The organism is Vibrio quintilis (genome assembly GCF_024529975.1).
Lineage (GTDB): Bacteria > Pseudomonadota > Gammaproteobacteria > Enterobacterales > Vibrionaceae > Vibrio > Vibrio quintilis.
In genome coordinates this window covers 2,774,325-2,799,740 of sequence record NZ_AP024897.1, presented here as the reverse complement: position 1 = coordinate 2,799,740, position 25,416 = coordinate 2,774,325, and the positions used below count along the sequence as shown (strand labels likewise).

At 44.7% G+C, this 25,416-nt stretch carries 23 protein-coding genes; 5 read left to right on the top strand and 18 right to left on the bottom strand.

Translation table 11 applies throughout. From position 1 onward, the window contains the following. Nucleotides 1-67: 67 nt before the first annotated feature. From OC443_RS12805 to leuS, 8 genes are all read right to left on the bottom strand, one after another. Nucleotides 68-886, bottom strand: coding sequence for a septal ring lytic transglycosylase RlpA family protein (locus OC443_RS12805; RefSeq protein ID WP_073585452.1), 819 nt, complete (start codon nucleotides 884-886; stop codon nucleotides 68-70). Continuing rightward, nucleotides 886-2,007, bottom strand: a complete 1,122-nt coding sequence (rodA, locus tag OC443_RS12800; RefSeq protein ID WP_073585451.1) for a rod shape-determining protein RodA — start codon at nucleotides 2,005-2,007, stop codon at nucleotides 886-888. Before rodA ends, OC443_RS12805 begins: the two co-directional genes overlap by 1 nt. Beyond that, on the bottom strand, nucleotides 2,007-3,896 hold the full coding sequence (mrdA, locus tag OC443_RS12795) for a penicillin-binding protein 2 (RefSeq protein WP_073585450.1): 1,890 nt from the start codon (nucleotides 3,894-3,896) through the stop codon (nucleotides 2,007-2,009). The genes rodA and mrdA overlap by 1 nt, the downstream gene beginning before the upstream one ends. A gap of 6 nt (nucleotides 3,897-3,902) precedes the next feature. Further along, the gene (gene rlmH / locus OC443_RS12790; RefSeq protein ID WP_073585449.1) at nucleotides 3,903-4,373 is read right to left on the bottom strand and encodes a 23S rRNA (pseudouridine(1915)-N(3))-methyltransferase RlmH; all 471 of its coding nucleotides are present in this window, start codon (nucleotides 4,371-4,373) and stop codon (nucleotides 3,903-3,905) included. Nucleotides 4,374-4,376: 3 nt separating this feature from the next. Next, nucleotides 4,377-4,694, bottom strand: coding sequence for a ribosome silencing factor (rsfS, locus tag OC443_RS12785; protein WP_073585448.1), 318 nt, complete (start codon nucleotides 4,692-4,694; stop codon nucleotides 4,377-4,379). A gap of 47 nt (nucleotides 4,695-4,741) precedes the next feature. Further along, on the bottom strand, nucleotides 4,742-5,782 hold the full coding sequence (gene holA / locus OC443_RS12780) for a DNA polymerase III subunit delta (RefSeq protein ID WP_073585447.1): 1,041 nt from the start codon (nucleotides 5,780-5,782) through the stop codon (nucleotides 4,742-4,744). 21 nt (nucleotides 5,783-5,803) lie between these two features. After that, nucleotides 5,804-6,406: an LPS-assembly lipoprotein LptE gene (locus OC443_RS12775; RefSeq protein ID WP_073585446.1), complete on the bottom strand. Its 603-nt coding sequence runs from the start codon at nucleotides 6,404-6,406 to the stop codon at nucleotides 5,804-5,806. A gap of 105 nt (nucleotides 6,407-6,511) precedes the next feature. Then, nucleotides 6,512-9,085 carry a leucine--tRNA ligase gene (leuS, locus tag OC443_RS12770; protein WP_073585445.1) on the bottom strand — a complete coding sequence of 858 codons (2,574 nt, stop codon included), beginning with the start codon at nucleotides 9,083-9,085 and terminating at the stop codon, nucleotides 6,512-6,514. A gap of 121 nt (nucleotides 9,086-9,206) precedes the next feature. Here leuS and OC443_RS12765 point away from each other — a divergent pair, with 121 nt between their 5' ends. After that, entirely contained in the window at nucleotides 9,207-9,686 is a 480-nt protein-coding gene (locus OC443_RS12765) for a zinc ribbon-containing protein (protein ID WP_073585444.1), read from the top strand. A gap of 67 nt (nucleotides 9,687-9,753) precedes the next feature. Here the strand turns inward: OC443_RS12765 and lnt are convergent, their stop codons facing one another. From lnt to miaB, 5 genes are all read right to left on the bottom strand, one after another. Further along, nucleotides 9,754-11,277: an apolipoprotein N-acyltransferase gene (gene lnt, locus OC443_RS12760; RefSeq protein ID WP_073585468.1), complete on the bottom strand. Its 1,524-nt coding sequence runs from the start codon at nucleotides 11,275-11,277 to the stop codon at nucleotides 9,754-9,756. Between the two features lie 43 nt (nucleotides 11,278-11,320). After that, nucleotides 11,321-12,196, bottom strand: a complete 876-nt coding sequence (gene corC / locus OC443_RS12755; RefSeq protein ID WP_073585443.1) for a CNNM family magnesium/cobalt transport protein CorC — start codon at nucleotides 12,194-12,196, stop codon at nucleotides 11,321-11,323. A 79-nt stretch (nucleotides 12,197-12,275) separates the two neighbouring features. Beyond that, on the bottom strand, nucleotides 12,276-12,737 hold the full coding sequence (ybeY, locus tag OC443_RS12750) for an rRNA maturation RNase YbeY (RefSeq protein ID WP_073585442.1): 462 nt from the start codon (nucleotides 12,735-12,737) through the stop codon (nucleotides 12,276-12,278). Continuing rightward, nucleotides 12,737-13,837, bottom strand: coding sequence for a PhoH family protein (locus tag OC443_RS12745; protein WP_073585441.1), 1,101 nt, complete (start codon nucleotides 13,835-13,837; stop codon nucleotides 12,737-12,739). Before OC443_RS12745 ends, ybeY begins: the two co-directional genes overlap by 1 nt. A 57-nt stretch (nucleotides 13,838-13,894) precedes the next feature. Then, on the bottom strand, nucleotides 13,895-15,334 hold the full coding sequence (miaB, locus tag OC443_RS12740) for a tRNA (N6-isopentenyl adenosine(37)-C2)-methylthiotransferase MiaB (protein ID WP_073585467.1): 1,440 nt from the start codon (nucleotides 15,332-15,334) through the stop codon (nucleotides 13,895-13,897). Nucleotides 15,335-15,671: 337 nt separating this feature from the next. On the opposite strand from miaB, the gene OC443_RS12735 reads away from it, so the two are divergent. Continuing rightward, nucleotides 15,672-16,826 (top strand): 2-octaprenyl-3-methyl-6-methoxy-1,4-benzoquinol hydroxylase, encoded by a 1,155-nt coding sequence (locus tag OC443_RS12735; RefSeq protein WP_073585440.1) that lies wholly within the window; start codon nucleotides 15,672-15,674, stop codon nucleotides 16,824-16,826. 48 nt (nucleotides 16,827-16,874) lie between these two features. Here OC443_RS12735 and crr read toward each other — a convergent pair whose 3' ends face one another. From crr to cysZ, 5 genes are all read right to left on the bottom strand, one after another. Further along, on the bottom strand, nucleotides 16,875-17,384 hold the full coding sequence (crr, locus tag OC443_RS12730) for a PTS glucose transporter subunit IIA (RefSeq protein ID WP_073585439.1): 510 nt from the start codon (nucleotides 17,382-17,384) through the stop codon (nucleotides 16,875-16,877). Nucleotides 17,385-17,487: 103 nt separating this feature from the next. Then, a complete protein-coding gene (gene ptsI, locus OC443_RS12725) occupies nucleotides 17,488-19,212 on the bottom strand; it encodes a phosphoenolpyruvate-protein phosphotransferase PtsI (protein ID WP_073585438.1) in 1,725 nt (574 codons plus the stop codon). Between the two features lie 130 nt (nucleotides 19,213-19,342). After that, nucleotides 19,343-19,600: an HPr family phosphocarrier protein gene (locus tag OC443_RS12720; protein WP_073585437.1), complete on the bottom strand. Its 258-nt coding sequence runs from the start codon at nucleotides 19,598-19,600 to the stop codon at nucleotides 19,343-19,345. Nucleotides 19,601-19,826: 226 nt separating this feature from the next. Further along, a complete protein-coding gene (gene cysK / locus OC443_RS12715; protein WP_073585436.1) occupies nucleotides 19,827-20,795 on the bottom strand; it encodes a cysteine synthase A in 969 nt (322 codons plus the stop codon). Nucleotides 20,796-21,000: 205 nt separating this feature from the next. Next, a complete protein-coding gene (cysZ, locus tag OC443_RS12710) occupies nucleotides 21,001-21,750 on the bottom strand; it encodes a sulfate transporter CysZ (protein ID WP_073585435.1) in 750 nt (249 codons plus the stop codon). 248 nt (nucleotides 21,751-21,998) lie between these two features. Here cysZ and zipA point away from each other — a divergent pair, with 248 nt between their 5' ends. The 3 genes from zipA to cueR all read left to right on the top strand — a co-directional run bounded on the left by zipA (nucleotide 21,999) and on the right by cueR (nucleotide 25,415). Further along, nucleotides 21,999-22,868 carry a cell division protein ZipA gene (gene zipA / locus OC443_RS12705; RefSeq protein WP_073585434.1) on the top strand — a complete coding sequence of 290 codons (870 nt, stop codon included), beginning with the start codon at nucleotides 21,999-22,001 and terminating at the stop codon, nucleotides 22,866-22,868. Nucleotides 22,869-22,934: 66 nt separating this feature from the next. Then, nucleotides 22,935-24,953, top strand: a complete 2,019-nt coding sequence (gene ligA / locus OC443_RS12700; RefSeq protein WP_073585433.1) for an NAD-dependent DNA ligase LigA — start codon at nucleotides 22,935-22,937, stop codon at nucleotides 24,951-24,953. A 66-nt stretch (nucleotides 24,954-25,019) separates the two neighbouring features. Beyond that, nucleotides 25,020-25,415, top strand: coding sequence for a Cu(I)-responsive transcriptional regulator (gene cueR / locus OC443_RS12695; protein ID WP_073585432.1), 396 nt, complete (start codon nucleotides 25,020-25,022; stop codon nucleotides 25,413-25,415). The last annotated feature ends 1 nt before the right edge of the window (nucleotide 25,416 follow it).

Here is a 25,416-nt window from a genome sequence, read left to right as displayed (position 1 = left end):
TAAATGCAGACTTTTACAAGTAGTTGTGTATATCTTAACAGAAAAAGTTTTTCTCTCTAACCTCAAATCAGTTTGATTGCGAGAGATCATTTTTCTCCTGAGTCTCCGGAGGCTTTCTGATAAAGGCTGTATTGTATCCAAGCCGTTTTACCTCCTCCAATATTTGCTGTGTTCGGGCGAAGTTATCGAATGGCCCTAAAAATACACGATATTTATCGTCTAAACTATTAATAAAACTGGTCACAGACAAAGTTTGACTCAATTTTTTCGATAAAGTTCGCGTACTGTTCAATTGTTTTGAAGATGAAATCTGTATGACATAGTGAGCAGCGGGAGAGAATTCCGCTTTTTCAGGTTTCTCTTTCTTCTGGGTCAGAAACTCAACCATCACCGGCGCTGTGCCAGTCTGCAGAATACCCAGTTTATAAGCAGCAGCATAGCTTAAATCAATAATCCGCGCCGGATGAAATGGTCCCCGGTCATTCACTCTGACAATGGCTGACTTGCCATTTTTTGTGTTCGTTACTTTGACATAGCTCGGAATCGGCAATGTTTTATGGGCAGCTGTCATCGAATACATATCATATATTTCACCATTTGAGGTGAGATGACCATGGAACTTTTTTCCATACCACGAGGCTATCCCTTGCGCTTTATAACCTTCAGGGTCACGAATAATATTGTAGCTTTTACCATTGACGGTGTAATTTTTATTGCCACCTAAACTGTAGGGTTCAAATTTAGGTTGTGCATCTTCCACATGTTCAATGGAAATGGGTTTTTCAGGCTTTGTATCATTTTCAATCGCATAACGTCCGGAGGAGCTGCAGCCGGAGAGGATGAAAACCAGTAACCAGAAAAGTGGCTTATCTGTTTTTATTCGCATTAGTTTGCCTTTGAAAATGCTTTTTTATGAGTATGTATTGACATCAAAATGCCAAATCCAGCCATGAGTGTGACCATGGATGTGCCACCATAACTAATTAATGGCAAAGGAACGCCAACAACAGGTAAAATCCCGCTCACCATGCCGATGTTGACGAAAACATAAACAAAGAAACTTAAAACAATACTGCCTGCCATCATTTTTCCGAAGGCATTTTGGGCGTTACTGGCCAGATAAAGTCCCCGGCCAATAATAAATAAATATACAGCAAGTAATACAATAATACCGATCAGGCCCCACTCTTCTGCAATAACAGCAAAAATAAAATCGGTATGTCGTTCAGGAAGAAATTCCAGCTGTGACTGAGTACCGTGCAGCCAGCCTTTTCCCATAATGCCTCCGGAGCCGATAGCAATTTTACTCTGAATGATATGGTAACCAGCACCCAGTGGATCCGATTCCGGATTAAATAAAGTTCTGACCCGGACTTTTTGATACTCACGCATCAGGAAGAACCACAAAATAGGAACGAATGCACCAAGGGCAAGCAGAGCCGCAAAGATAATCCGCCAGCTGATTCCGGCCAGAAAAATAACGAATATCCCTGATGCCGCAATCAAAATTGAAGTGCCCAGATCAGGTTGTTTGGCGATTAAAATGGTTGGCACAAAAACCATAATCAGAGAGACGAGCAACGTTTTGAATGATGGGGGTAACGGATGTTTGCCGATATAACGGGCGATCATCAGAGGAACTGCAAGTTTGAGCAGCTCTGAGGGCTGAAAACGAATGATACCGATATCGAGCCAGCGCTGAGCACCTTTAGAGGCTTCTCCGGCAAACAGAACGCCGACGAGCAGCAGGATGCCACAGAAAAAAAGCAGGGGTGCCATTGTTTCATAACTTCTCGGGGACAACTGGGCCAGAACAACCATCACAACCAGTGAAAGCACCATCCGCATAGCTTGCCTGTCCATCATTGCCAGATTTTGTCCGCTGGCGCTGTACATGACAACCAGACCGAACCCCATGACTAACAGGAGTCCCAGCAGAAGAGGGAGATCAATATGCAGCCGGTCGAAAAAAGTGCGGCGCTGACTTGTCGATGGGTTGAATTCCATTATTGCTTCGCCTCTTCCTGCTTTTCATCAAGGATTATATGATCAAACACTTTTCTGACAACGGGCGCACCGTGACTTGAACCGCCTCCGGCATTTTCCAGCACAATTGTGACGATTGCTTTGGGATCATCTAGCGGAGCAAATCCGGTAAACAGTGCATGATCCCTCAGGTGTTCAGCAAGTTCATCGGCATTGTACTCTTCGTTTTCACCAAGACTGAAGACCTGAGCAGTGCCCGATTTACCGGCACTCTTGTATTTCAGCCCATGAAATGCGTTTCTTGATGTGCCTCTGGAACCATGGTTTACCAGATACATCCCGTTGATAGCGATATTCCAGTATTTCTCCGGAACACCAGTGATGGGCGGATAGGTTTCAACTTCCGCCAGTTTTTGCTTATCAAATTGTTCACCATTTTCGATAGTGGCACGCAATAAATGTGGCGCGAGTACTTTTCCGTGATGAACAATCACTGAGGTTGCTTTGGCGATTTGCATTGGCGTTGCGGTCCAGTACCCCTGTCCGATTCCGACAGGAATTGTATCTCCCTGATACCATGGTGTCCGGTGGCGACTCATCTTCCACTCCCGGGTTGGCATATTGGCTTTACTTTCTTCAAATATATCAATGCCGGTATATTCACCATAGCCAAATTTCCGCATCCATTCAGAAAGCCTGTCGATGCCCATATCATAAGCGACCTGATAAAAGAAAGTATCCACGGATTCTTCAATCGCTTTGGTGATATTAACCCGCCCATGTCCCCATTTTCGCCAGTCCCGGAAGGGTCTGGTTTTTGAGTTTGGAATCCGCCAGTAACCGGGATCATTCCGGGTTGTATTTGGTGTGATGATACCTGTCTGTAATGCTGAGACGGCAATCATCGGTTTCACAGTTGATCCAGGCGGATAAATGCCCAGAGTTGCCCGGTTGACCAGTGGCCTGTCTTTGTCATTGAGTAATGTTCGGTAGGCTTTACCGGAAATTCCGTGAACAAATGCATTGGGATCGTAACTCGGACTGGAAACCATTGCTAACACCCCGTTATCTTTCGGATCCAGTACAACTGCAGACCCTCTGCGTCCCTCAAATAGCTGATAAAGGTATTCTTGTAGTCCGACATCGATATTAAGCACAATATCTTTTCCGGGGACCGGAGGAACATATTTGAGCGTGCGGATAATCCGGCCCCGGCTGTTGACTTCCACCTCCTGATAGCCAGGCATACCGTGGAGGATATCTTCGTAGTATCTTTCAATACCGAGCTTACCGATATCCCGTGTGGCCTGATAATTGGCTTCTTTGGCTTCCCGTTTCAGTCGCTGTATATCTTTGTCATTGATACGGGAAACATAGCCAATCACATGCGTCAGAATTTTTCCGTAAGGATAGTAACGCTTTAGCGTGGCAGAGACTGAAACGCCGGGAAATTTATGCTGATTGACTGAAAACTTAGCAACCTGTTTCGGGGTTAACTGAGTTAACAACGGAATTGAGTTGAAACGGCGTGTCTGACGCAACTCTTTTTTAAATGCATCAATTCGTTCCTGAGGAACATGAATAACCGTGTCTAAACGCTCGATAGTGCCCCAGATATCTTTGACCTGCTCCGGGGTAATTTCAAGGTTGAAAATAGGGCGGTTTTCGGCCAGTAAAACACCATTACGATCATAAATTAAACCGCGATTCGGCGCGATGGGGACAATTTTGATCCGGTTGTCATTGGAACGTGTTTTATAGTCCTGAAACTGAACGACCTGAAGTGTATATAAGTTCATGATTAATATACATATCAGAATCACAATACCTAAGAATGCGAAAATGGCCCGGTTCCGGAAAAGCTGATCTTCTGATTTGTAATCGCGAATCTGACTGCGTCTGCGTAACATATCACATTATTCCCGGTGATAAGGGTGATTCGTTGTAATACTCCAGGCCCGGTACAGGCTTTCTGCCATAATGATACGCACTAATGGGTGAGGAAGTGTTAATGGAGAAAGTGACCAGCTTTGCATTGCAGCCTGTTTACAGGCCGGGGCGAGACCTTCCGGTCCGCCAATCAGGATAGAAACATCCCGGCCATCGAGCTTCCATCCTTCTAATTGCTGAGACAACTGATTCGTATCCCAGGGTTTCCCCGGGATATCGAGTGTAACTATTCTGTTACCTTTGGGGACGGCTGCAAGCATGGCTTCACCCTCTTTCTCGAGGATCCGGGAAATATCTGCATTCTTTCCCCGTTTCCCTGCCGGGATTTCGGTGAGCGAAAGTGGCATGTCATGTGGAAATCTGCGTTGATATTCACTAAATCCGGTTTCAACCCATGAGGGCATTTTTGTACCGACAGCGATCAGTTGAATCTTCACACGTTAACTCCAGAGCTTTTCAAGTTGATACAGATCGCGTTGTTCTTCCTGCATGACATGCAACATTGATGTGCCCATGTCTACAACAACCCATTCTCCGTCAGCTTCTCCTTCAATACCATAGGAGGTGATACCCGCTTTTTTGGCTTCAATTGCAACATGACTGGCAATTGACGAAACATGTCTTTTAGAGTTTCCGGTACAGATGACCATATAATCAGTGACGCTGGATTTACCGGTAACATCAAGCGTTAAAATATTCTCAGCCTTCATATCATCGGCTTTATCGATTAAAAAATCTTTTAAGTCTTCACGTAGCAAAAACGTTTCTCCTCTGCATCATTATCTGCTTTTATGACAAAAGCTTGTTACATTATATCATGTTTCACTGGTGATACAGTGCTGGTTTGTCTGACCTGTGTGAAATCAATACTGAGCTGTTGCAGTAATGGCCACGGGTCCTGATTGTATTGTAGTTTAGTGACAGACTCCAGGTGACTCAGTTGATGAATCAATCTGTGTATGGCCGGTAAATTCAGGCGTTCTAACGCATGAATATAGAAAGGGCGCTTATTCTTCCATATCCGGTACTGATTCATTAAGTGATAGATATCCTGATGGTCTTTTTGGGACTGAAGTTCCAGCAGCAGATACAGCTCTTTCTGCACACTTCTCAGCAGGATGACCGGTTCTGTACCTTCTGCTTTCAACTGGCGTAAAATTCTCTGACAGCGGTTGGATTTACCGTCCAGCAAGGCATCAATCCAGTGGAATACAGAAAAGTGATTATGTCTGGACAGCGATGCTTCAACTCTGATGACGGTCAGCTGACCATCGGGGTACAACAGCGCCAGTTTTTCCAGACTTTGCACTAAAGCCAGCAGGTTTCCTTCATGCCATTGGGCCAGCATCTGTATGGTTTCTTTGTCAGGAGAAAGACCTAATCCTTTACATCGTTGTAAAACAAATTGCGGCAGCCGGTTTAAATCCGGAGAAAGGCAGTTCACATGGCAGCCATTTGTTGTCAGTGCTTTATACCACTTTGTATTCTCCTGGGCTTTGGTTAGCTTTGGTCCGTTAATCACTAACGTTGTGTCCTGATTGACCAGAGTGCTGAGTGTCAGCAACTTTGATGTGACAGAAGCCGTAAAAGAATCCGGTAAGGTTAATTCAACCAGCTGGCGGCTTGAGAACAGACTGAGTGTCTGAAAGTGCTCAAAAACTTCATCCCAGTTGAGTGATGAATCCACCTGATAACGACAAAACGTATCCACGCCCTGATTTTTGGCCGCTGCTTTGACGGCGGCTTTGGATTCCTGAATCAGGAGTGGTTCATTCCCGAAGATCAGGTATACCGGCAGCAATTGCTGATGAAGCTGACCGGCTAAACTTTCTGCAAAAATACGCATCACAATAATCCGGATATCTGACTACTGGTTTTTTGTTCTTTGAGGAATTAATTCATTCGTCGTTATATTGATTGTAGGAATATTTTGCTGTGTTTCCGGTTGATTCTGTTCAATATTTTTGATATTCGATTTTAGCCGGGCCATTTGCCGGATAATCTGTGATGTCGCAAGCTGACGCATCTCATCTTCTATCATAGTTCTTTCGACCGACTTTGCGAGGGCAGTCAGTGGGTTGTCTAAATAACTCCGGGTAACACTGGTGACAAATTTTCGTGCGCCGACATCCGGAACGGTGACCTGATATTTAACTTTCAGGGTCAGCTCTTCTTCGGCGGCCCGGGTATTCTGGTAAACAGATAAAGTTCGTGAGCTCAGTGTTTCACTGATCAGGTGAAGGTTGGGAGTTTTCTCCGCTGGCGGAACAATTTTAACCTCGTTCATATGGAGCTGGTTTTTGATCATCCGGGTCAGCTGGCTATATTGATCATAACTGGTCAGCGACAGCCGGTTGAGTGATTCCGGAATATCATAATCTCCTCTCAGGTGAAAACCACAAGCAGTTAGCAGCATTGAAAGACATACGATCAGGGGATACTGAAAACGATATTGTTTAATGAATTGCATTCGAATCCTGTCTGTTAATTTCACGATATAAAGGAATATTGTCAGTCATAAACTGTCCGCACTGTAACCTGGCTGATGCCAGTCACAGTGCGGACACTCAACTGCTTAATTAGCGACGATGTTCAGCAGTTTTCCGGGAACATAAATCACTTTACGGATGGTCAGACCGTCTGTGAATTTTTTTACATTCTCGTCTTCAAGGCCGAGGGTTTCGACCTGTTCTTTGGTTGCATCCGCAGCAACGGTCAGCTTACCACGTAGTTTTCCGTTGACCTGCAGAACAATCAGTTTTTCATCTTCAACCAGCGCGTTCGGGTCATAAGCTGGCCAGTTGGTGTGATCGATATCTGTTTCACCGAATGCATCCCACATCTCAAAGCAAATGTGTGGCGTGATTGGTGACAGCATCACAACGATCGCTCTTAAAGCTTCATCAAGAATTGCCCGATCCTGCGCTTCTGCCTGAGGTGCTTTCGTCAGCTTGTTCATCAGTTCCATGATTGCTGCAATAGCCGTGTTAAACGTTTGTCGTCTGGCAATATCATCCGTTACTTTCGCGATGGTTTTATGAACATCCCGGCGCAATGCTTTTTGTTCAGTGGTCAGATCCTGAGGAGTGACGGAAGTTACTTCACCCTTCAGTGAATGCTCGCGAACGGCTTTCCAGACCCGTTTCAGGAAGCGGTTTGCGCCTTCTACGCCGGATTCCTGCCACTCAAGTGTCATATCAGCCGGAGAAGCAAACATCATAAACAAACGGACCGTATCAGCACCGTATTTATTGACCATTTCCTGCGGGTCAATGCCGTTGTTTTTTGACTTGGACATTTTGATCATGCCCGCGTGCTCCAGCTCACGTCCCTGAGGATCAGTTGCCGTCGTAATCCGGCCTTTTCCATCGCGTTCGATTGTAACATCAGTGGGTGAAATCCATTCTTTACCACCTTTCTCATTGGTATAACTGAATGCATCAGCCAGAACCATGCCCTGACACAATAACTGCTTGAATGGCTCGTCAGAGGTGACATAACCAGCGTCACGCAGCAGTTTGTGGAAGAAACGGGAGTAGAGCAGGTGCATACATGCGTGCTCAATACCACCGATGTATTGGTCTGCTGGCAGCCAGTAATTTGCCTTTTCCGGATCAACGATTTGATCTGCTTGCGGAGAACAGTAACGGGCATAATACCAGGAAGATTCCATAAAGGTGTCAAACGTATCCGTTTCACGTAATGCCGGCTGGCCATTCCACGTTGTTTCTGCCCAGGATTTATCTGCTTTAATCGGGCTTGTCACGCCATCCATCACAACATCTTCCGGCAGGATAACCGGAAGCTGGTCTGCGGGTACCGGATGAACTTCGCCGTCTTCTGTGGTGACCATTGGAATTGGTGCCCCCCAGTAACGCTGACGGGATACGCCCCAGTCACGCAAGCGGAAATTCACTGTTTTACAGCCTTTTTCTTCGGACTCAAGTTTTGTCGCGATAGCATCAAGCGCCTGTTGAAAATCCATACCGTCAAAGTCGCCGGAATTAAACAAAATGCCCTTTTCGGTATATGCTGCTTCAGAAATATCCGGTTCAGAACCATCAGCTGGCTTGATGACAGGTAAGATATCCAGTCCGTACTTAGTCGCAAATTCAAAGTCACGCTGATCATGCGCCGGAACTGCCATGACTGCACCTGTACCGTAATCCATCAATACAAAGTTTGCGACATAAACCGGGACTTCCCGGCCGTTGAGTGGATGAATGGCTTTCAGGCCGGTATCCATCCCTCTCTTTTCCATTGTTGCAAGTTCAGCTTCAGCAACTTTAGTATTTTTACAGTCTTCAATAAAGTCTGCCAGTTCAGGGTTGTTTTTCGCCGCTAATGTTGCCAGTGGGTGTCCGGCAGCAATTCCAACGTATGTCACACCCATTAAGGTATCAGGGCGGGTTGTGTATACCTCAAGGTCGCCATGGTCGTGGACATGGAATTTCAGTTCAACCCCTTCAGAACGGCCAATCCAGTTCCGCTGCATCGTTTTGACCATTTCCGGCCAGCCATCCAGATTATCCAGGTCATCGAGTAATTCCTGTGCATAATCAGTAATTTTAATAAACCATTGAGGAATTTCTTTCTGCTCAACTGGTGTATCACACCGCCAACAGCAGCCATTTTCTACCTGTTCATTGGCTAATACAGTCAGGTCAGTTGGACACCAGTTGACTGATGAGGTTTTTTTATAGACAAGACCTTTCTCGTAAAGCTTAGTGAAGAACTCTTGTTCCCAGCGATAATATTCGGGGCGGCAGGTAGCAAATTCACGATCCCAGTCGTAACCAAAACCCAACAGTTTCAGCTGGTTTTTCATGTATTCAATGTTTTCGTAAGTCCAGGGAGCGGGTGCAGTTTTATTTTTTACTGCTGCGTTTTCTGCAGGTAAGCCAAAAGCATCCCAGCCAATCGGCTGCATGACATTTTTTCCTTGCAGTCGTTGGAAACGAGAGACAACATCACCGATAGTATAATTACGTACATGTCCCATGTGCAGTCGTCCACTTGGATATGGGAACATGGATAGACAGTAAAATTTTTCCTGATTTGGGTTTTCAGTTACAACAAAAGTTTTGTTTTTTTCCCAATGTGCCTGAACCTGAGGTTCAATATCTTGAGGGTTATATTGTTCTTGCATCGATGATATCCGTTATCCTGGAATTTGTGAGTTCAATTAGAACAGATTTTTGTAGATCGACATAGAATACCTAAAGCGGGGATGCACAACAATAGTCAATCTGGTTCGAAGGAGGTCTGAGATGCCAAAACATCGCACAGGATATGAATCATTACTGAAAGAGATTGTTGATACCGTTAAAAATAGTCAGGAATCGCTGAGTCACGCGATTGAGACTTCAGAGAGAGTTGCTGAAGCCGCCTCAGATATGACCAAAGATGAGCTTGCCATTATTTCAGCTTATATCCGGGCTGACTTGCAGGAGTTTGCAACGAATTATCATGAAAGTCAGAGTGGCCACTTTGCGGTTATGATCATGAACTCAATCTGGGAAGGTCTGGCGTCAATTACCGACCGTTCTGCGCTTGAGTGGGCTGAACTGGCTCAGGAACTTGAACATCAGGGAATTTATCAGTCAGGTGAAATGATAGGGCTGGGTGTGCTTCAGTGTGAGAAATGTGGCCATAAAGCCGAATATAATCACCCAACAGAAATTATTCCCTGTATTGACTGTGGACATAAAGTTTTCCACCGGGTCGCACCCAAAAGTCACCCGGAATAAATCCGGGCAGACAGAAAGGTTGAATTGCTGATGCCGGCAGCTTTTCGTTGTTACCTGATGTTGTCCATCAGGTGACCAGCAGCTTTCGTCTCAGGTACAGGCTGGTCAGCAATGACAAAGTCACCAGCGCATAGATGAGCCAGGACCCCCAGCGGTGGTAGGGTGTTATCCCCTTTGTTGAGGTCAAGGTTGCTTTTAGGACGCCAGTCTCAAACTGGGGAAGTCGCTTTACGATATGACCACGATAATCCGTGATCGCTGTAACACCATTATTGGTGGAGCGAATGAGAGGTTTACCCAGTTCCAGTGCCCGCATCCGGGCAATTTCCATATGCTGAAGCGGACCGATTGAGTGCCCGAACCAGGCATCATTGGATAGTGTCAGAATAAAATCTGTCTTCTCTGTCGTATTGGCCCGGACCTGCTCATTAAAGATGATTTCGTAACAGAGAGCCGGGACAAGATAGCGGTCTTTCGCCTGTAAGTTCGGCTGGATATAAGCGCCGTCAGCAAACGATGACATCGGCAGATTGAATATCGGAGCTAATGGCCTGAGTAATTTCTCAAAGGGTACAAACTCACCGAAAGGAAGCAAGTGATGTTTATGGTATCTTTGCGAAGCATCTAATTCATAATCCGGAGAACCTGTGCCTTCGCCAAGCGTTAAAATACTGTTGTAGTATGTTTTTCCTGTTTGGTTAAGTACACCGGTAATAATCGCTGAATGGTGTGATTTTGCTGAAGAACTCAGCGCGCTGAAATAGTCGGACAGCTGATGTTCAAAAGCCGGTACTGCGGCTTCTGGCCAGATGATGATATCAGCATCCCAGTTTTCTCGGGTTAAGTCTGTGTATTTGACGATGGTGGGCCAGCGTTGACCCGGCAACCATTTCAAAGCCTGGTCAATATTTCCCTGAATCAGTGCAATTTTCGTTTGTCTGTCGGGTTGAGGTGTGACCCACTGTATCTGGTTCAATCCCCACGCAATCAATAATAAACAGCAGGGAATTACCGACCATTTCCAGTTTCTGCTCAGTAGTATGTATGCGAACGAACCTGAAATCATCATGACGACAAATGTAATTAGTTCGACACCACCGACAGGTGCATAATTTGCCAGCAGGTTGTCAATTTGGCTATATCCCAGCCATAACCATGGAAATCCGGTAAAAACCCATCCCCGCAGCCACTCACTGATTAACCAGAAAGCGGGGGCTGCGAATAAGAATTTTGCTGCGGTCTGGGACGGAAATAGACGGGTCAGTGCCCAGCTGAATAATGCGGGATAAAGCGATAAATAAACGGATAGAAGTCCTACCAGTAAAAAGCTGACAAAGGGGGGCACACCACCGAACGTATCAATGCTGACATGAACCCAGTTTATCCCATGGCCAAAAAAACCAACCCCCCAAATCAACCCAATGATAAAAGCGTGGCGGGATGTTTGTTGATTGATCAATATGAGTAACAGGCAGGGACTCAGAAATGAAACCGGCCAGATGTCGTAAGGTGAAAAAGCCAGCGGTGTTAGGATACCAAGAAAAGCGGCCATCAATGACCGCATAAATAAAGTGTTTTTTATAGACTGCATTGATAACCGTGATGCCGGATTACTGATACCGGGCTGGATATGTTTATTCATGAATTTCTTCAGAGACAGCAACCATATCAGGAATCGTGACCTGAAGCTGGATAACCCGGCGGTTATCAGCACTGGTCACTTTAAATTGATAGTCGCCAATTTGCACGACTTCTCCACGCTCAGGTAAATGACCGAATGCTGTCATAACCAGCCCGCCGACGGTATCCACTTCTTCATCACTGAATTGTGTACCGAATGTTTCATTAAAATCTTCAATTGTTGTTAACGCATTAACAGAAAATGTATGTTTGCTTAGCTGACGAATTTCTTCCTGCTCTTCGTCATCGGTTTCATCTTCAATGTCACCGACAATTTCTTCAAGAATATCTTCAATAGTGACCAGGCCAGAGACACCACCAAATTCATCGACCACAATGGCCATATGATAGCGTTCTTCACGAAACTCTTTTAATAACCGATCGACCCGTTTACTTTCAGGGACCACCACAGCAGTACGAATGACTTCATCAATATCGAAAGGTGTGCTGTCAGAACCAAGATACTTTAATAAATCCTTGGCAAGCAACATGCCTTCAACATGATCTTTATCTTCACTGATGATGGGGTATCTGGAGTGTTGGGCATCGATAATCAGTGCAATGAGTTCATCCAGTGTTGCACTTTTATCAACAGTGACCATTTGGGAGCGCGGAATCATGATGTCTCTGATCCGCATTTCTGAGATTTGAATCACACCTTCGAGCATATCTTTGGTGTCATGATCAATCAGTTCATTAGTTTCTGAATCCCTGATTACTTCTACGAGTTCCTGTCTGTCCTTAGGGTCTCCCTGAAACAGTTGCCCTAAACGTTCAAAAAATGATTTTCGACTCGGACCTTCAGAATTCTGCGAATTGTCTTCGTTCATTGTTTCTCTATTCAGCCACGCTATCAGATGTGTGATAGCACACATTGCTAAACTGACTTAATTCATCCAAGTCTTTTAGCTACTTTTCTGCCAGATAAGGATCTTCAAACCCCATATCCTGCATAATTTTTGTTTCAAGCGACTCCATTTCTACTGCTTCGTCATCCTGAATATGATCATAACCTAACAGATGAAGGCATCCATGTACAACCATATGCGCCCAATGTGCTATTTGAGGTTTGTTTTGCTCTTTTGATTCCTGTTCGACAATATTTTTGCATATGACTAAATCACCTAAGAGATCAATTTCAACCTCTGGCGGTGCTTCAAATGGAAATGAAAGCACATTGGTTGGTTTGTTTTTGTCTCTGTACTGATAGTTTAGTTGTTGACTCTCTGCGGGGTCAACAATGCGAATTGTGAGTTCTCCCTGAGAGCGAAAAGGGGAGATTGCTTTCGTAACCCAAAGTGAAAAATTTTCAGAGGAGGGAAGCCCCTCCTCATTTTCAACTGCAATTTGCAAATCCAGCTCAAAGCTCATTAACTATCTGACTCCTGTATTGATTCAGAAGATGTTGGTGATTCGGTCTCTGTCGGCTTAGCCTGTTGCTGAGCTTCCCGGCGTTTTTTCTCATACGCTTTCCGCTCTTTTTGATCTTCAGTTTCCCACTTTTCATAAGCGTTGATAATCCGGGCGACAACCGGGTGTCTGACGACATCATCAGACTGGAAAAAATTGAAACTGATTTCATCGACTTCGCTGAGAACTTCAATGGCATGACGCAGTCCGGATTTAGCGCCCCGCGGCAGATCGATCTGGGTGACATCTCCGGTAATGACTGCACAGGAATTAAAACCAATCCGGGTCAGGAACATTTTCATCTGTTCAACCGTCGTGTTCTGGCTTTCATCAAGAATAATAAAGGCATCATTTAATGTTCGCCCGCGCATGTAAGCCAGTGGTGCGACTTCGATAACGTTACGCTCGATAAGTTTCTCGACCCGTTCAAAGCCCAACATTTCAAATAATGCGTCATAAAGCGGACGCAAATAAGGGTCGACTTTCTGGCTCAGGTCTCCGGGTAAGAAGCCTAATTTTTCACCCGCTTCGACTGCCGGGCGGGTTAACAGAATCCGGCGGATTTCCTGGCGCTCCAGTGCATCCACAGCGGCTGCGACCGCAAGGTAAGTTTTCCCTGTTCCAGCTGGCCCGACACCAAATGTAATATCGTGGGTCACCATGTTTACCAGGTACTGAGCCTGGTTCGGGGTACGGGGTTTGATCATTCCTTTTTTGGTTTTAATAAAAACTTCTTTACCGTGAGGAATAGACGAACCGGCCGCCTGTTCGAGAATACCGGATTCTTTAATCGCAAGATGAATATTTTCCGGTTCTATGTCAGGTATTTCACCCCGGACAGGAGCTGTATTCACATACAGATGCTTAAGAATATCGAGTGCGGCATTGGCTGTGTGGGGTTTGCCAACAATAGTAAATTGTTGATTTCTGTAATTTATTTCTACCCCAAGGCGCCGTTCTAATTGTTTGATATTATCATCAAACGGACCACATAAACTGGCTAGTCTGCGATTATGTGCCGGCTCAAGGTTCACTTCTAATGTAACGATTTTATTACTCAATGTGGCCTCTCATTCAGTCAGTTATGTGTGCCCGACTGTGACCGGACACACCACGGACTAATTGGTTAGAGATTCAGGTGTAAATGATACGACACCCAGTTCATCTTCCCGGCGTGTTTTCTTTATCATCTCAGCAGGAGATGTAACGACACGCAGGTTCATTTCTTTTTCGGTACGCACCAGTTCTCCGCGTAAGGAGTTCGGATAAACGTCGACGATATTCACATCGACAAACTGTCCGATCAGTTCCGCGCTCCCCTCGAAATTGACGACCCGGTTGTTTTCTGTGCGGGCCCGGAGTTCCATCAGATTTTTCTTTGATGGTCCTTCAACCAGGACGCGTTGTTCTGTTCCCAACATTTGACGGGAATATCGCATTGCCTGAGCGTTGACGGTTTTTTGCAGCTCATACAAGCGTGTCTTTTTCTCTTCTTCCGTGAGTTCACAAGGATAATCTGCGGCAGGGGTTCCCGGACGTGGAGAGAAAATAAAACTGAAACTCATATCAAAATCAACGTCCTTGATGAGCTTCATTGTATCCTGAAAATCTTTATCAGATTCACCGGGGAAACCAACAATAAAATCAGAACTGATTTGAATATCCGGTCGGGCTTTACGCAGTTTACGGATAATTGATTTGTACTCGATTGCTGTATGCGGGCGTTTCATCATCGTCAGTATTCTGTCCGAGCCACTTTGAACCGGTAAATGCAGGAAACTGACTAACTCAGGCGTGTCTTCATAAACAGCAATAATATCATCTGTAAACTCAAGTGGATGACTGGTGGTAAAACGAATTCGATCGATCCCATCGATTGACGCGACGAGACGCAATAACTCCGCAAATGAACAGATATCACCATCAAATGTTGCACCGCGATAGGCATTGACGTTTTGTCCCAGCAGATTGACTTCACGAACACCCTGCTCAGCCAGCTGGGCGATTTCATAGAGTACATCATCCATCGGGCGGCTGACCTCTTCTCCGCGGGTATAAGGCACGACACAATAAGTGCAGTATTTAGAACACCCTTCCATGATAGAAACAAATGCAGTTGGTCCCTCTGCTTTGGGTTCTGGCAGACAGTCAAATTTTTCAATTTCTGGGAAAGAAATATCCATTACAGGCGCTTCAGTGCCCTGTGATTGTTTAATCATCTCAGGCAGCCTGTGGAGTGTTTGCGGACCGAAAATGACATCGACAAATGGTGCCCTTTCCCGGATATGATCGCCTTCCTGCGTGGCGACACAACCACCAACCCCAATAACAACACCAGGTTTTGCATCTTTCAGGTTTTTCCAGCGTCCGAGTTGATGGAACACTTTTTCCTGTGCTTTTTCCCGGATAGAACAGGTATTTAATAGTAGAACGTCTGCTTCTTCTGGTTCTTCCGTTAACTCATAGCCATTTGCTGCATTGAGCAGGTCAGCCATTTTGGATGAATCATATTCATTCATCTGGCAGCCCCAGGTTTTTATTAGCAGTTTCTTACTCATTTTACTTCCGCTCATATCATCAATTGAAATATTCAAGAGCCTCTGCTCTTGTCATTATATACCGAAGTCACCTTGAACATGGGTTTAAACCCATAACAGTTCATATTCCTGAAACCGCGGGCATTCCTATAAAGTGACTTAGGTATCTATATTACTGCTCACAGTAAGCGGCGTATTGTACTGTTTTAAAATCCGGCTGACCAGAGGAGGTTGACTTTTCTCTTAACCTCTGTTTATAACCCGGAAATGTATATGGTTTTGCCTGAAACGGGTTCTCAAGTTAAGGATGAATCCGTACAATCATCATTTCAAAAAAGTAATAGCTGACAGGATAGACATGAAAACGTATCAGGTGGCAGTTGTCGGGGGCGGTATGGTTGGTGCTGCGATGGCTCTGGGATTAGCGCAGCAGGGAAGGGAAGTTGTCCTGATTGAGAATCAGATGCCGGAGCCCTGGGATTCAGCACAGCCTGTTGACCTGCGTGTTTCTGCAATTTCCATGGCTTCGGTCCGGCTTTTAGAGAAACTTGGTGGATGGCCGGTTGTTGAGCAAATGCGGTTATGTCCTTATAAACGCCTGGAAACCTGGGAAGAACCTGAGTGTAAAACCAGCTTTGATGCCGGTTTACTGGGACTGGAACAATTAGGTTTTATGGTTGAGAACCGGGTTATTCAGCTCAGTTTGTGGCAACGGTTTCATGATTATCCAAATTTAACTGTGATGTGTCCTCAAGGTATTGAACATATTCGGTTTGATGCCGGTATGAACACACTGATATTGACTGATCAGAAGCAAATCGGTGCACAATGGGTAATTGGTGCTGATGGTGCAAATTCTAAAGTCAGGGACATGGCAGGCATTGGTATCACGGCCTGGGATTATCGCCAACGTTGTATGCTCATTCATGTAAAGACAGAATTACCTCAGCAGGAAGTGACCTGGCAGCAATTTTTCCCTTCAGGACCGCGTTCATTCCTGCCGCTTTCCGGTCATGAAGCGTCACTGGTTTGGTATGATTCACCGAAAAGAATCAGGCAGTTAAGCCATATGTCGAACGAGCAGCTGGAACGCGAAATTCAGAGTCACTTTCCACCACATTTAGGGAAAGTCGAAGTGATCCGGCATGGCTCTTTTGCTTTAACCCGCAGACATGCCCAACAGTATATGAACCATCGCTGTATTCTGGTGGGGGATGCAGCACATACGATTCATCCGTTAGCCGGGCAAGGCGTGAATCTAGGATTTAAAGATGTGAAGGTATTACTCGGACTGATGGAAGATTCCCCGCTGTTAGACGAGAAATTATTCAGACAGTATGGATTGATTCGTCGTCCGGATAACTTACTGATGCAAACAGGGATGGATATTTTTTATAAATCTTTTCGATATACAAATGAACCGGTCCGTCATTTCAGAAATATGTTTCTGAAACTGGCAAACCATACCGGGCCGTTGAAAAAGAAAGTCCTGAAATATGCGATTGGTTTATAATACAAAAAAACGCTGCCTGAGCAGCGTTTTTCTATGAGTAACATTTGATTATTTTGTTACACGAAGTACCGGAGTTTCACCAACAACAACAGAACCAGACAGTTTGTTCAGCTCTTTGATCTCATCCATATTTGAAATAACGACAGGTGTTAATGTTGATTTGGCTTTTTCCTGAAGCAACCCAAGATCAAATTCAATGATTGTGTCACCAGCCTTCACTGCCTGACCTTCTTCAGCTATACGGGAAAAACCTTCGCCTTTGAGTTCAACAGTATCAATACCAAAGTGGACGAATAACTCAATACCATCTTCTGATTCGATAGAAAATGCATGGTTTGTTTCGAAGATTTTACCAATTGTGCCATTCACAGGAGCAACCATCTTATCTCCGGATGGTTTAATAGCAATGCCATCACCAACGATTTTTTCAGCGAATACAACATCAGGCACATCTTCGATGTTTATAATTTCACCAGACAGTGGTGCGATAATGTCTACTGCGCCTGTGTCAGCACTGTCGTCAGATACTAACTTCTTAAGTTTATCAAACAGCCCCATTGTGTCATGCTCCTAAGGTTTTAACTATTTTGCCGGATTATACTACACCAAGGATATGCAATAGACGAACACTTTGTTCATCTATTGCTGTGGTTATACACTTTTAGTGCGAATTTTCTGTGATGAACTTCTCTACACACTCTTCAATCTCTTTTGCTGTCGCAAGAGAAAGCGCTTCATCTGCCATCGCTTTTACATCTTTATAAGTTGTGTTTCTGATGACTTTTTTCACTTTTGGAATGGAAATACCACTCATTGAAAATTCATCCAGTCCCATACCTAAAAGAAGTAATGTTGCACGGTCATCGCCAGCCAGTTCGCCACACATACCGGTCCATTTACCTTCTGCATGAGATGCATCAATGACCTGTTTGATCACATTGAGTACAGCAGGAGAAAGTGGATTGTATAAATGAGAAATCATTTCATTGCCACGGTCAACGGCCAGTGTATATTGAGTCAGGTCGTTTGTACCAATGGAGAAGAATGACACTTCTTTCGCCAGGTGATGTGCTACAGCTGCAGCAGCTGGTGTTTCAACCATAACGCCAATTTCAATATTCTCATCAAAAGCATGACCTTCAGAACGAAGCTCGTCCTTATACATTTCAATCGCTTTTTTCAGTTCACGTATTTCTTCAACAGAAATAATCATCGGGAACATAATACGCAGTTTTCCGTGCGCTGATGCCCGTAAAATGCCGCGTAACTGGTCACGTAAGATTTCACGGCGATCCAGACTGATACGCACTGCACGCCAGCCAAGGAACGGGTTCATCTCTTTGGGTAAATCCATATATGGTAAGTCTTTGTCACCACCGATATCCATTGTCCGGATGATGACTGCTTTGTCTGTCATTGACTCAGCGACTTCTTTATATGCTTCGTACTGTTCCTGTTCAGTTGGAAGTGAGGTTCTGTCCATAAACAGGAATTCAGTCCGGTATAAACCGACACCTTCACCGCCATTGCGAAGTATGCCATCACAATCTTTAATTGTTCCGATATTGCCGCACACTTCGACGCGATGTCCATCGATGGTTTCAGCAGGCAGGTCTTTTAGCTTAGCTAACTCAGCTTTTTCAGCCAGGAATGTTTCTTTAACCTGGGTGGCTTCAGCCAGTTCAGCTTCAGATGGATTAATGATGATTTTGTTGTTGATCGCATCAACAATAATCATGTCACCATTTTTTACCTGCTCTGTAATGTTGTTGGTTCCAACGATAGCCGGCAGTTCAAGAGAACGTGCCATAATTGAAGTGTGAGAAGTCCGTCCACCAATATCGGTCACAAAGCCAAGAACGTAGTCAAGGTTAATTTGCGCAGTTTCTGAAGGTGTCAGGTCGTACGCAGCCAGGATGACTTCTTCATTGATTGAACTCAAATTAATGATGTTAATGTTGAGTGCATTTTTTACGAAACGAGAGCCGATATCACGGATATCAGTCGCACGTTCCTTCAGATATTCATCATCAAGTGATTCAAGTGCAGATGCCTGTTCTTCAATCACAGTGTGAATTGCATTGTCAGCATGCAGTTTTTCATCTTTGATGAGAGTCAGAATTTCTTCTTCCAGCTCTTCATCTTCAAGCAGCATGATGTGACCTTCGAAGATCGCTTCTTTTTCTTCACCAAACGTTTCGCGTGCTTTTTGTTTGATTACTTCGAGCTGGGCTTTTGACTGGTCGCGAGCCGTATAGAAGCACTGAATTTCTGATTCTACCTGATCGTCTGAAATCGTATTTGTGTTGAGGACGATTTCGTCTTCTTGAAGTAGTAATACTTTACCAATAGCAATACCAGGAGATGCCAGGATGCCTGAAATCATAGCTATACCTTAAAAAATGGTCAGTTGTACAGGGATGATTAAATCAGATGCTAACTATTTTGTGATAGTCAGCATCCGGAGCGTTAAAGCCATTTTACAAATATAGCAAAGTGGCAGAGTTACGCGTGAATTATTCTAGGTGATCCATTAAAGCAACCAAATGATCGACTGCTTCTTTTTCCTGAGCACCGTCAGCGGAAATTTTTACGACTGTACCTTTTACCAGTCCTAATGTTTGTAACTTGAAAAGGCTTTTAGCGCTTGCGCTTTTACCATTTGAAGTCACAGTGATTTCTGCGTTGAAAGTTTTTGCTTCTTTAACGAACTGTGCTGCAGGACGAGTGTGAAGACCGTTTTCAGCTGTAATTTCTACTTGCTTCTCGTACATTTTATATACCCCAATATATTTATTTTTGTTAATTCAGAATCAAACGAAACCGACTTAATCTTTGATATGGTTCTTCATATAAAACAAAGATGATATTCATATTCCGTGTGTTCTTTATTTCGAACCTAAAAATAAAGTAAGCCCGATATTACCAAAGGCTGGGCTGGGATCAACAAAAAAGCCCCTGTTCGGGGCTTTTTTCATCGAAAAGTTGATTTGGTACATATTACTGCTGATTCTCTTTTTCAGTAAATAACCCGGCAAAAAGGGCTGTACTCAGGTATCTTTCCCCAGAGCTTGGCAGGATAGTTACAATATTTTTTCCTTTAAATTCAGGAAGTTCTGCAATTCTGTTGGCTGCGACAACAGCAGCGCCAGAAGAGATGCCTGCAAGAATGCCTTCCTCTTCCATCAGGCGTCTGGCCATGTTGATGGCATCTTCAGACGTAACACGCTCAACCCTGTCGATCAGGGTTAAATCAAGGTTACCAGGAATAAAGCCTGCGCCAATTCCCTGGATTTTATGTGGTGCAGGTTGGATCTCTTCACCGGCTAAAGCCTGTGTGATGACAGGTGATTCTTCCGGTTCAACTGCAACCGAGATGATACTCTTGCCTTTTTGTTGCTTAATATAACGACTTGTACCTGTCAGAGTACCACCGGTGCCCACACCAGAGACAAAGACATCCACTTCACCATCAGTTGCATCCCAGATTTCAGGACCGGTTGTTTTTTCATGGATTTGTGGGTTGGCCGGATTATCGAATTGCTGAAGCAACAGATATTTTTCAGGGTTACCAGCAACAATTTCTTCAGCCTTATTAATGGCACCTTTCATGCCTTTTGCAGCTTCAGTCAGCTCCAGCTTAGCACCCAGTGCTTTGAGCAGTTTACGGCGCTCAAGACTCATTGATTCAGGCATTGTCAGTGTCAGCTTATAACCACGGGCTGCCGCAACAAATGCAAGTGCAATCCCGGTGTTCCCACTGGTTGGCTCTACAAGCTCAACTCCGGCTTTTAACTGACCTGATTTTTCAGCTTCCCAGATCATGTTTGCACCGATCCGGCACTTGACGCTAAAGCTGGGGTTGCGCGCTTCAATCTTAGCCAGCACATTGCCTTTGCTGACTTTATTCAGGCGAACTAAAGGGGTATTACCAATGGTCAGAGAGTTGTCTTCGTAGATTTTACTCATTGTGATATTCCTTCATTGCACGTATGTGATGATATTGGTGATGAGATACATCCAATCAATTTTATAGAAGCATAGGGTGTTGAACAAAATGAGAAAAGGATTAAAAAGTTATATCTTATTAGGGTCTGTTGACCTTTAAATCGCTCAAACCACCAGATATCTGGTTTTCGGTTCAGTGATATTAAAGATCAACAAATCAATGATCTTATCCTGACTTCACTGTGTTTGGCTTAAACTCAGTCACCCACATGGCTGTTGCACCGCAGACCGCTGCAGGCATGATTAACAGGTTCAGTACCGGAATGGTTGTAAATATAGTAACCATCATCCCAAATGAGTAGGCGCATCCCTGACGCTGTTTGAGCTGTAATTTCATTTGATTAAAATTAACCTTATGGTTGTCAAAAGAATAGTCACAGTACTGAATTGCAAGCATCCATGATGTAAAAATAAACCAGGCCACAGGGCCGATAGTTTGACCAAGTCCCGGAATCAGCAGCAGAATAAATAACCCAATAGTTTTGGGAATGGTGTAGCAAATTTTTCTCCATTCACGGGCAAAAACACGGGGAATATCTTTCATAAAAGCAAGTAGCCCTTCATCCTGAATAGATTGCCCGTCGAGGAGTTTTTCTACTTTTTCCGCAAGTAACCCATTAAATGGTGAAGCGATGATATTCGCCAGCGAACTGAAAAAATACATTGAAACGAAAAGTACAGAGATAGTAATGAGTGGCCAGAGTATATAACTGAGCCATGACAGAAAATCAGGAATGTAGGACATCATGTCGCCAATCCACTGATTCATATGTGTGAACACATAATATAATGCGGTACCAATTAAAAGAATATTGGTAAAGAGCGGGAGAATCACAAATCTGCGAATTCCCGGCGTGACCGCTAATTTAATGCCGTATAGAAAGTAACCGAATCCTGAACGTTTTGTTAACGCCATCTTAATTTCCTGCTAATAATGTAAGAGTGATCTGATTCAGTGAACTATTCTACTGCGCTTTGTTGAGAAAGAAAGGTTGAGAAGGAAAGTCAGAAAAATAAACAATTTCCTCCACTTCTCACATTAATCTGTTCAAATTCAGGGGAATTATTTGTTAAAGTGTCAGGAATCAGCGGAAGAGGGTGTTCAGTATGCAATGGCTGAATAATTTTTCGGAAGCGAGTTACCGGGGAAACTGAGAGTTAAAAATGCAAGAATTGCGATTCGTACTCATTATTGTTGGCGCGCTTGCGATAGCTGCGCTGCTTTTTCATGGATTGTGGACCAGCAAAAAAGAAGCTAAATCAAAATTTGGTGATAAGCCGCTGGATAGTATTGGTAAAGATAAGGAAGAGGAAGCGTCTGCAGTCCCTTCCCGTGGTTTTCAAAGCCATGAGGAGCTAAAGCATGAACGGAAAGAGCCGGGGTTTTCATCAGATGAAGATATTGACCCGCTGATTGATGGCTACGATCCGCTTGAAAGTGAAGATGAAGCGGGCGTTTCTGAGCCAATTACACCGTTTTCTGAAGAACCGGTCATCTCAGCTGATATCTTTTCTGCTAAGGAAGAACCAGTACCGGTGCAGCCTGATGCTGTCGCTGAAAACCATATACCCGGTGCCGGTGAAAACATTGCAGCAGAGCCTGATTATGAAGTCATTGTTTTAAATGTGCACTGTTCCGGGGAGGAAGCGTTCACCGGAACCAAGCTGTTTGACAGTATGCAGCAAAACGGACTGCTTTACGGGGAAATGGAAATATATCACCGTCATGCTGATTTATCCGGTACCGGAAAAGTATTATTCAGTGTGGCGAATATTTTACAGCCGGGCAGCCTCAGGCATGATGATCCTGAAGCTTTTTCAACGAAGGGGATTTCCTTCTTCATGACTTTGCCCTGCTATGGTGATGCGGAACAAAACTTCAAGCTGATGTTGAAAACAGCGCAGCAGATTGCGGACGATCTGGGCGGCAATGTGCTGGATGACCAGAGAAACCTGATGACGCCGGACAGGCTGGGTAAATACCGTCGCCAGATTCAGGCGTTTAAATCCCGAACCTCGCCGGATGTAGAATAAAGCCATATTCAGTGTAAAATACAGGGCCCGGAACCGGGCCCTTTTTCATGATTAGAGCAGAAGAAAATGCAAACTGTAGAACAAAAAATTCAGGAATTAAGAGACATATTACACCGTTACTCCATTTTGTATTATGTCGAGGATAATCCTTCCGTTCCGGACGCGGAATATGACCGTCTGATGCGTGAACTGAATGGCTTGGAAGAGCAGCACCCGCATCTGATCACACCTGATTCTCCAACCCGCCGGGTTGGTGGTGAGGCACTGGATAGTTTTGCATCTGTGCGTCATGAAATCCCGATGCTTTCCCTTGATAATGCTTTTGATGATGATGAACTTGATAGTTTTTCCCGCAGAATCACTGAGCGGTTGCATGAACAGGAAGTGACCTCATTTTGTTGCGAGCCCAAACTGGATGGCCTTGCAGTTAGTTTGCTTTACGAGAATGGCGTGTTAGTCCGGGCGGCAACACGTGGTGATGGTACGACCGGAGAAAATATTACCGAAAACGTTAAGACAATCCGGTGTATTCCGTTACGTTTAACCGGGGATAACTGGCCTGAACGGCTGGAAGTTCGCGGCGAAGTGTTTATGCCTAAAGCTGGTTTTGATGCGTTGAATGCTGCGGCGGTTAAAAAAGGGGAGAAAACCTTTGTTAATCCGAGAAATGCGGCGGCAGGCAGTTTACGTCAGCTGGATTCAAAAATTACAGCGCAACGCCCATTAAGCTTCTATGCCTATGGGATTGGTGTGATTGTCGGTGCTGAACTGGCCGGCTCTCATTATGAACGTCTGAAGCAGCTTAAACACTGGGGGCTGCCAATGTGCCCTGAAATCAGATGTGTGTCTGATTTAGCTCAGGTCAAAGCTTACTATCAGGATATTCTTCAGCGTCGTGAAGATTTGAGTTACGAAATCGATGGTGTGGTGATCAAAGTTGATGAGATTGCTTTTCAGGAACAACTTGGATTTATCTCTAAAGCTCCCCGTTGGGCGATTGCATATAAATTTCCGGCGCAGGAGGAACTGACCAGATTAAATGATGTTGAGTTTCAGGTTGGAAGAACCGGGGCAATTACGCCGGTCGCGAAGCTTGAACCGGTTTTTGTCGGTGGTGTGACGGTCAGTAATGCCACGTTGCATAATGCCGACGAGATTGAGCGGCTGGGTGTACACATTGGTGATACAGTCATTATCCGCAGGGCGGGTGACGTTATTCCACAAATCGTATCGGTTGTTCTTGAAAAGAGAGATGAGAATACCAGGGAGATTATTTTTCCTGAATGTTGCCCTGTGTGTCAGTCGGATGTGGAGCGGACTGAGGGCGAAGCGGTTACAAGATGTACGGGTGGTCTGGTCTGTCAGGCACAAAGAAAAGAGGCTTTGAAACATTTTGTTTCCCGCAAGGCAATGGATGTTGATGGCTTGGGTGATAAAGTCATTGAACAACTGGTTGATAAAGAAATGATTGAATCTCCGGCAGATTTGTATCGTTTGACTGCCGGGCAAATTACCGTGCTTGAGCGTATGGGGCCAAAGTCTGCACAAAACGTCATTCAGGCATTGGACAAGTCAAAACTAACGACCTTACCCCGGTTTCTGTTCGCATTAGGGATCCGGGAGGTTGGGGAAGCGACTGCAAATAATCTGGCTCAACACTTTCTGACACTGGAAAAAATCAGTGAGGCAACTCAGGAAGCACTGATTGAAGTACAGGATATTGGCGGCATTGTTGCCAGCCATATTGTTGCGTTTTTTGCCGAAGAAAATAACCGGAAAGTGGTGGATGACTTACTTGCTCAGGGGATTCACTGGCCGGAGATTACAGCAGTGACTGACACTGATGCTTTGGTACTGGCCGGAAAAACGGTTGTGTTGACCGGTACGCTGGTACAAATGTCCCGTAATGAAGCGAAGGCAGCCTTACAGTCTTTAGGGGCAAAAGTAGCCGGAAGTGTGTCTAAAAATACGGACATGTTATTTGCGGGGGAAAATGCGGGCTCTAAGCTGACCAAAGCTCAGGAGCTGGGGATCGAAGTCAAAACAGAGGAAGACTTAATCGCAATTGTTTCATCTGCATCATAGACCCAAACAACCTGCATCTTCAGGTTGCCTGGGTATAGATAAACTGTTTTTATTCGGGAGGCTTTTGTGAACATCAGTGACGTGGCAAAACTGACTGGTTTAACCCCAAAATCAATTCGTTTATACGAAGATAAGGGGATGTTTGCACCTCCCGGCCGTGGTCATAATGGGTACCGGATTTACAATCAGTCTCATGTGGATGATTTGCATTTGATTGCCAGGGCCAAGCGGGCCGGTTTTAGTCTGGATGAATGTAAGTTATTACTTACTTTTGCCCATGATCCTCACAGAAAAAGTGCATCGGTGAAAGATGAAGCCAGAAAAAAGCTGGTACAGGTCAAAGACAAAATCGAAGAATTACGGCTGATTCAGGCGCATCTGGAGGAATGGATTGCGGCATGTCCCGGAGATGAACATAGCCGGTGCCCGATTATTGATGAGTTACAGGGGAATGACAACTGAG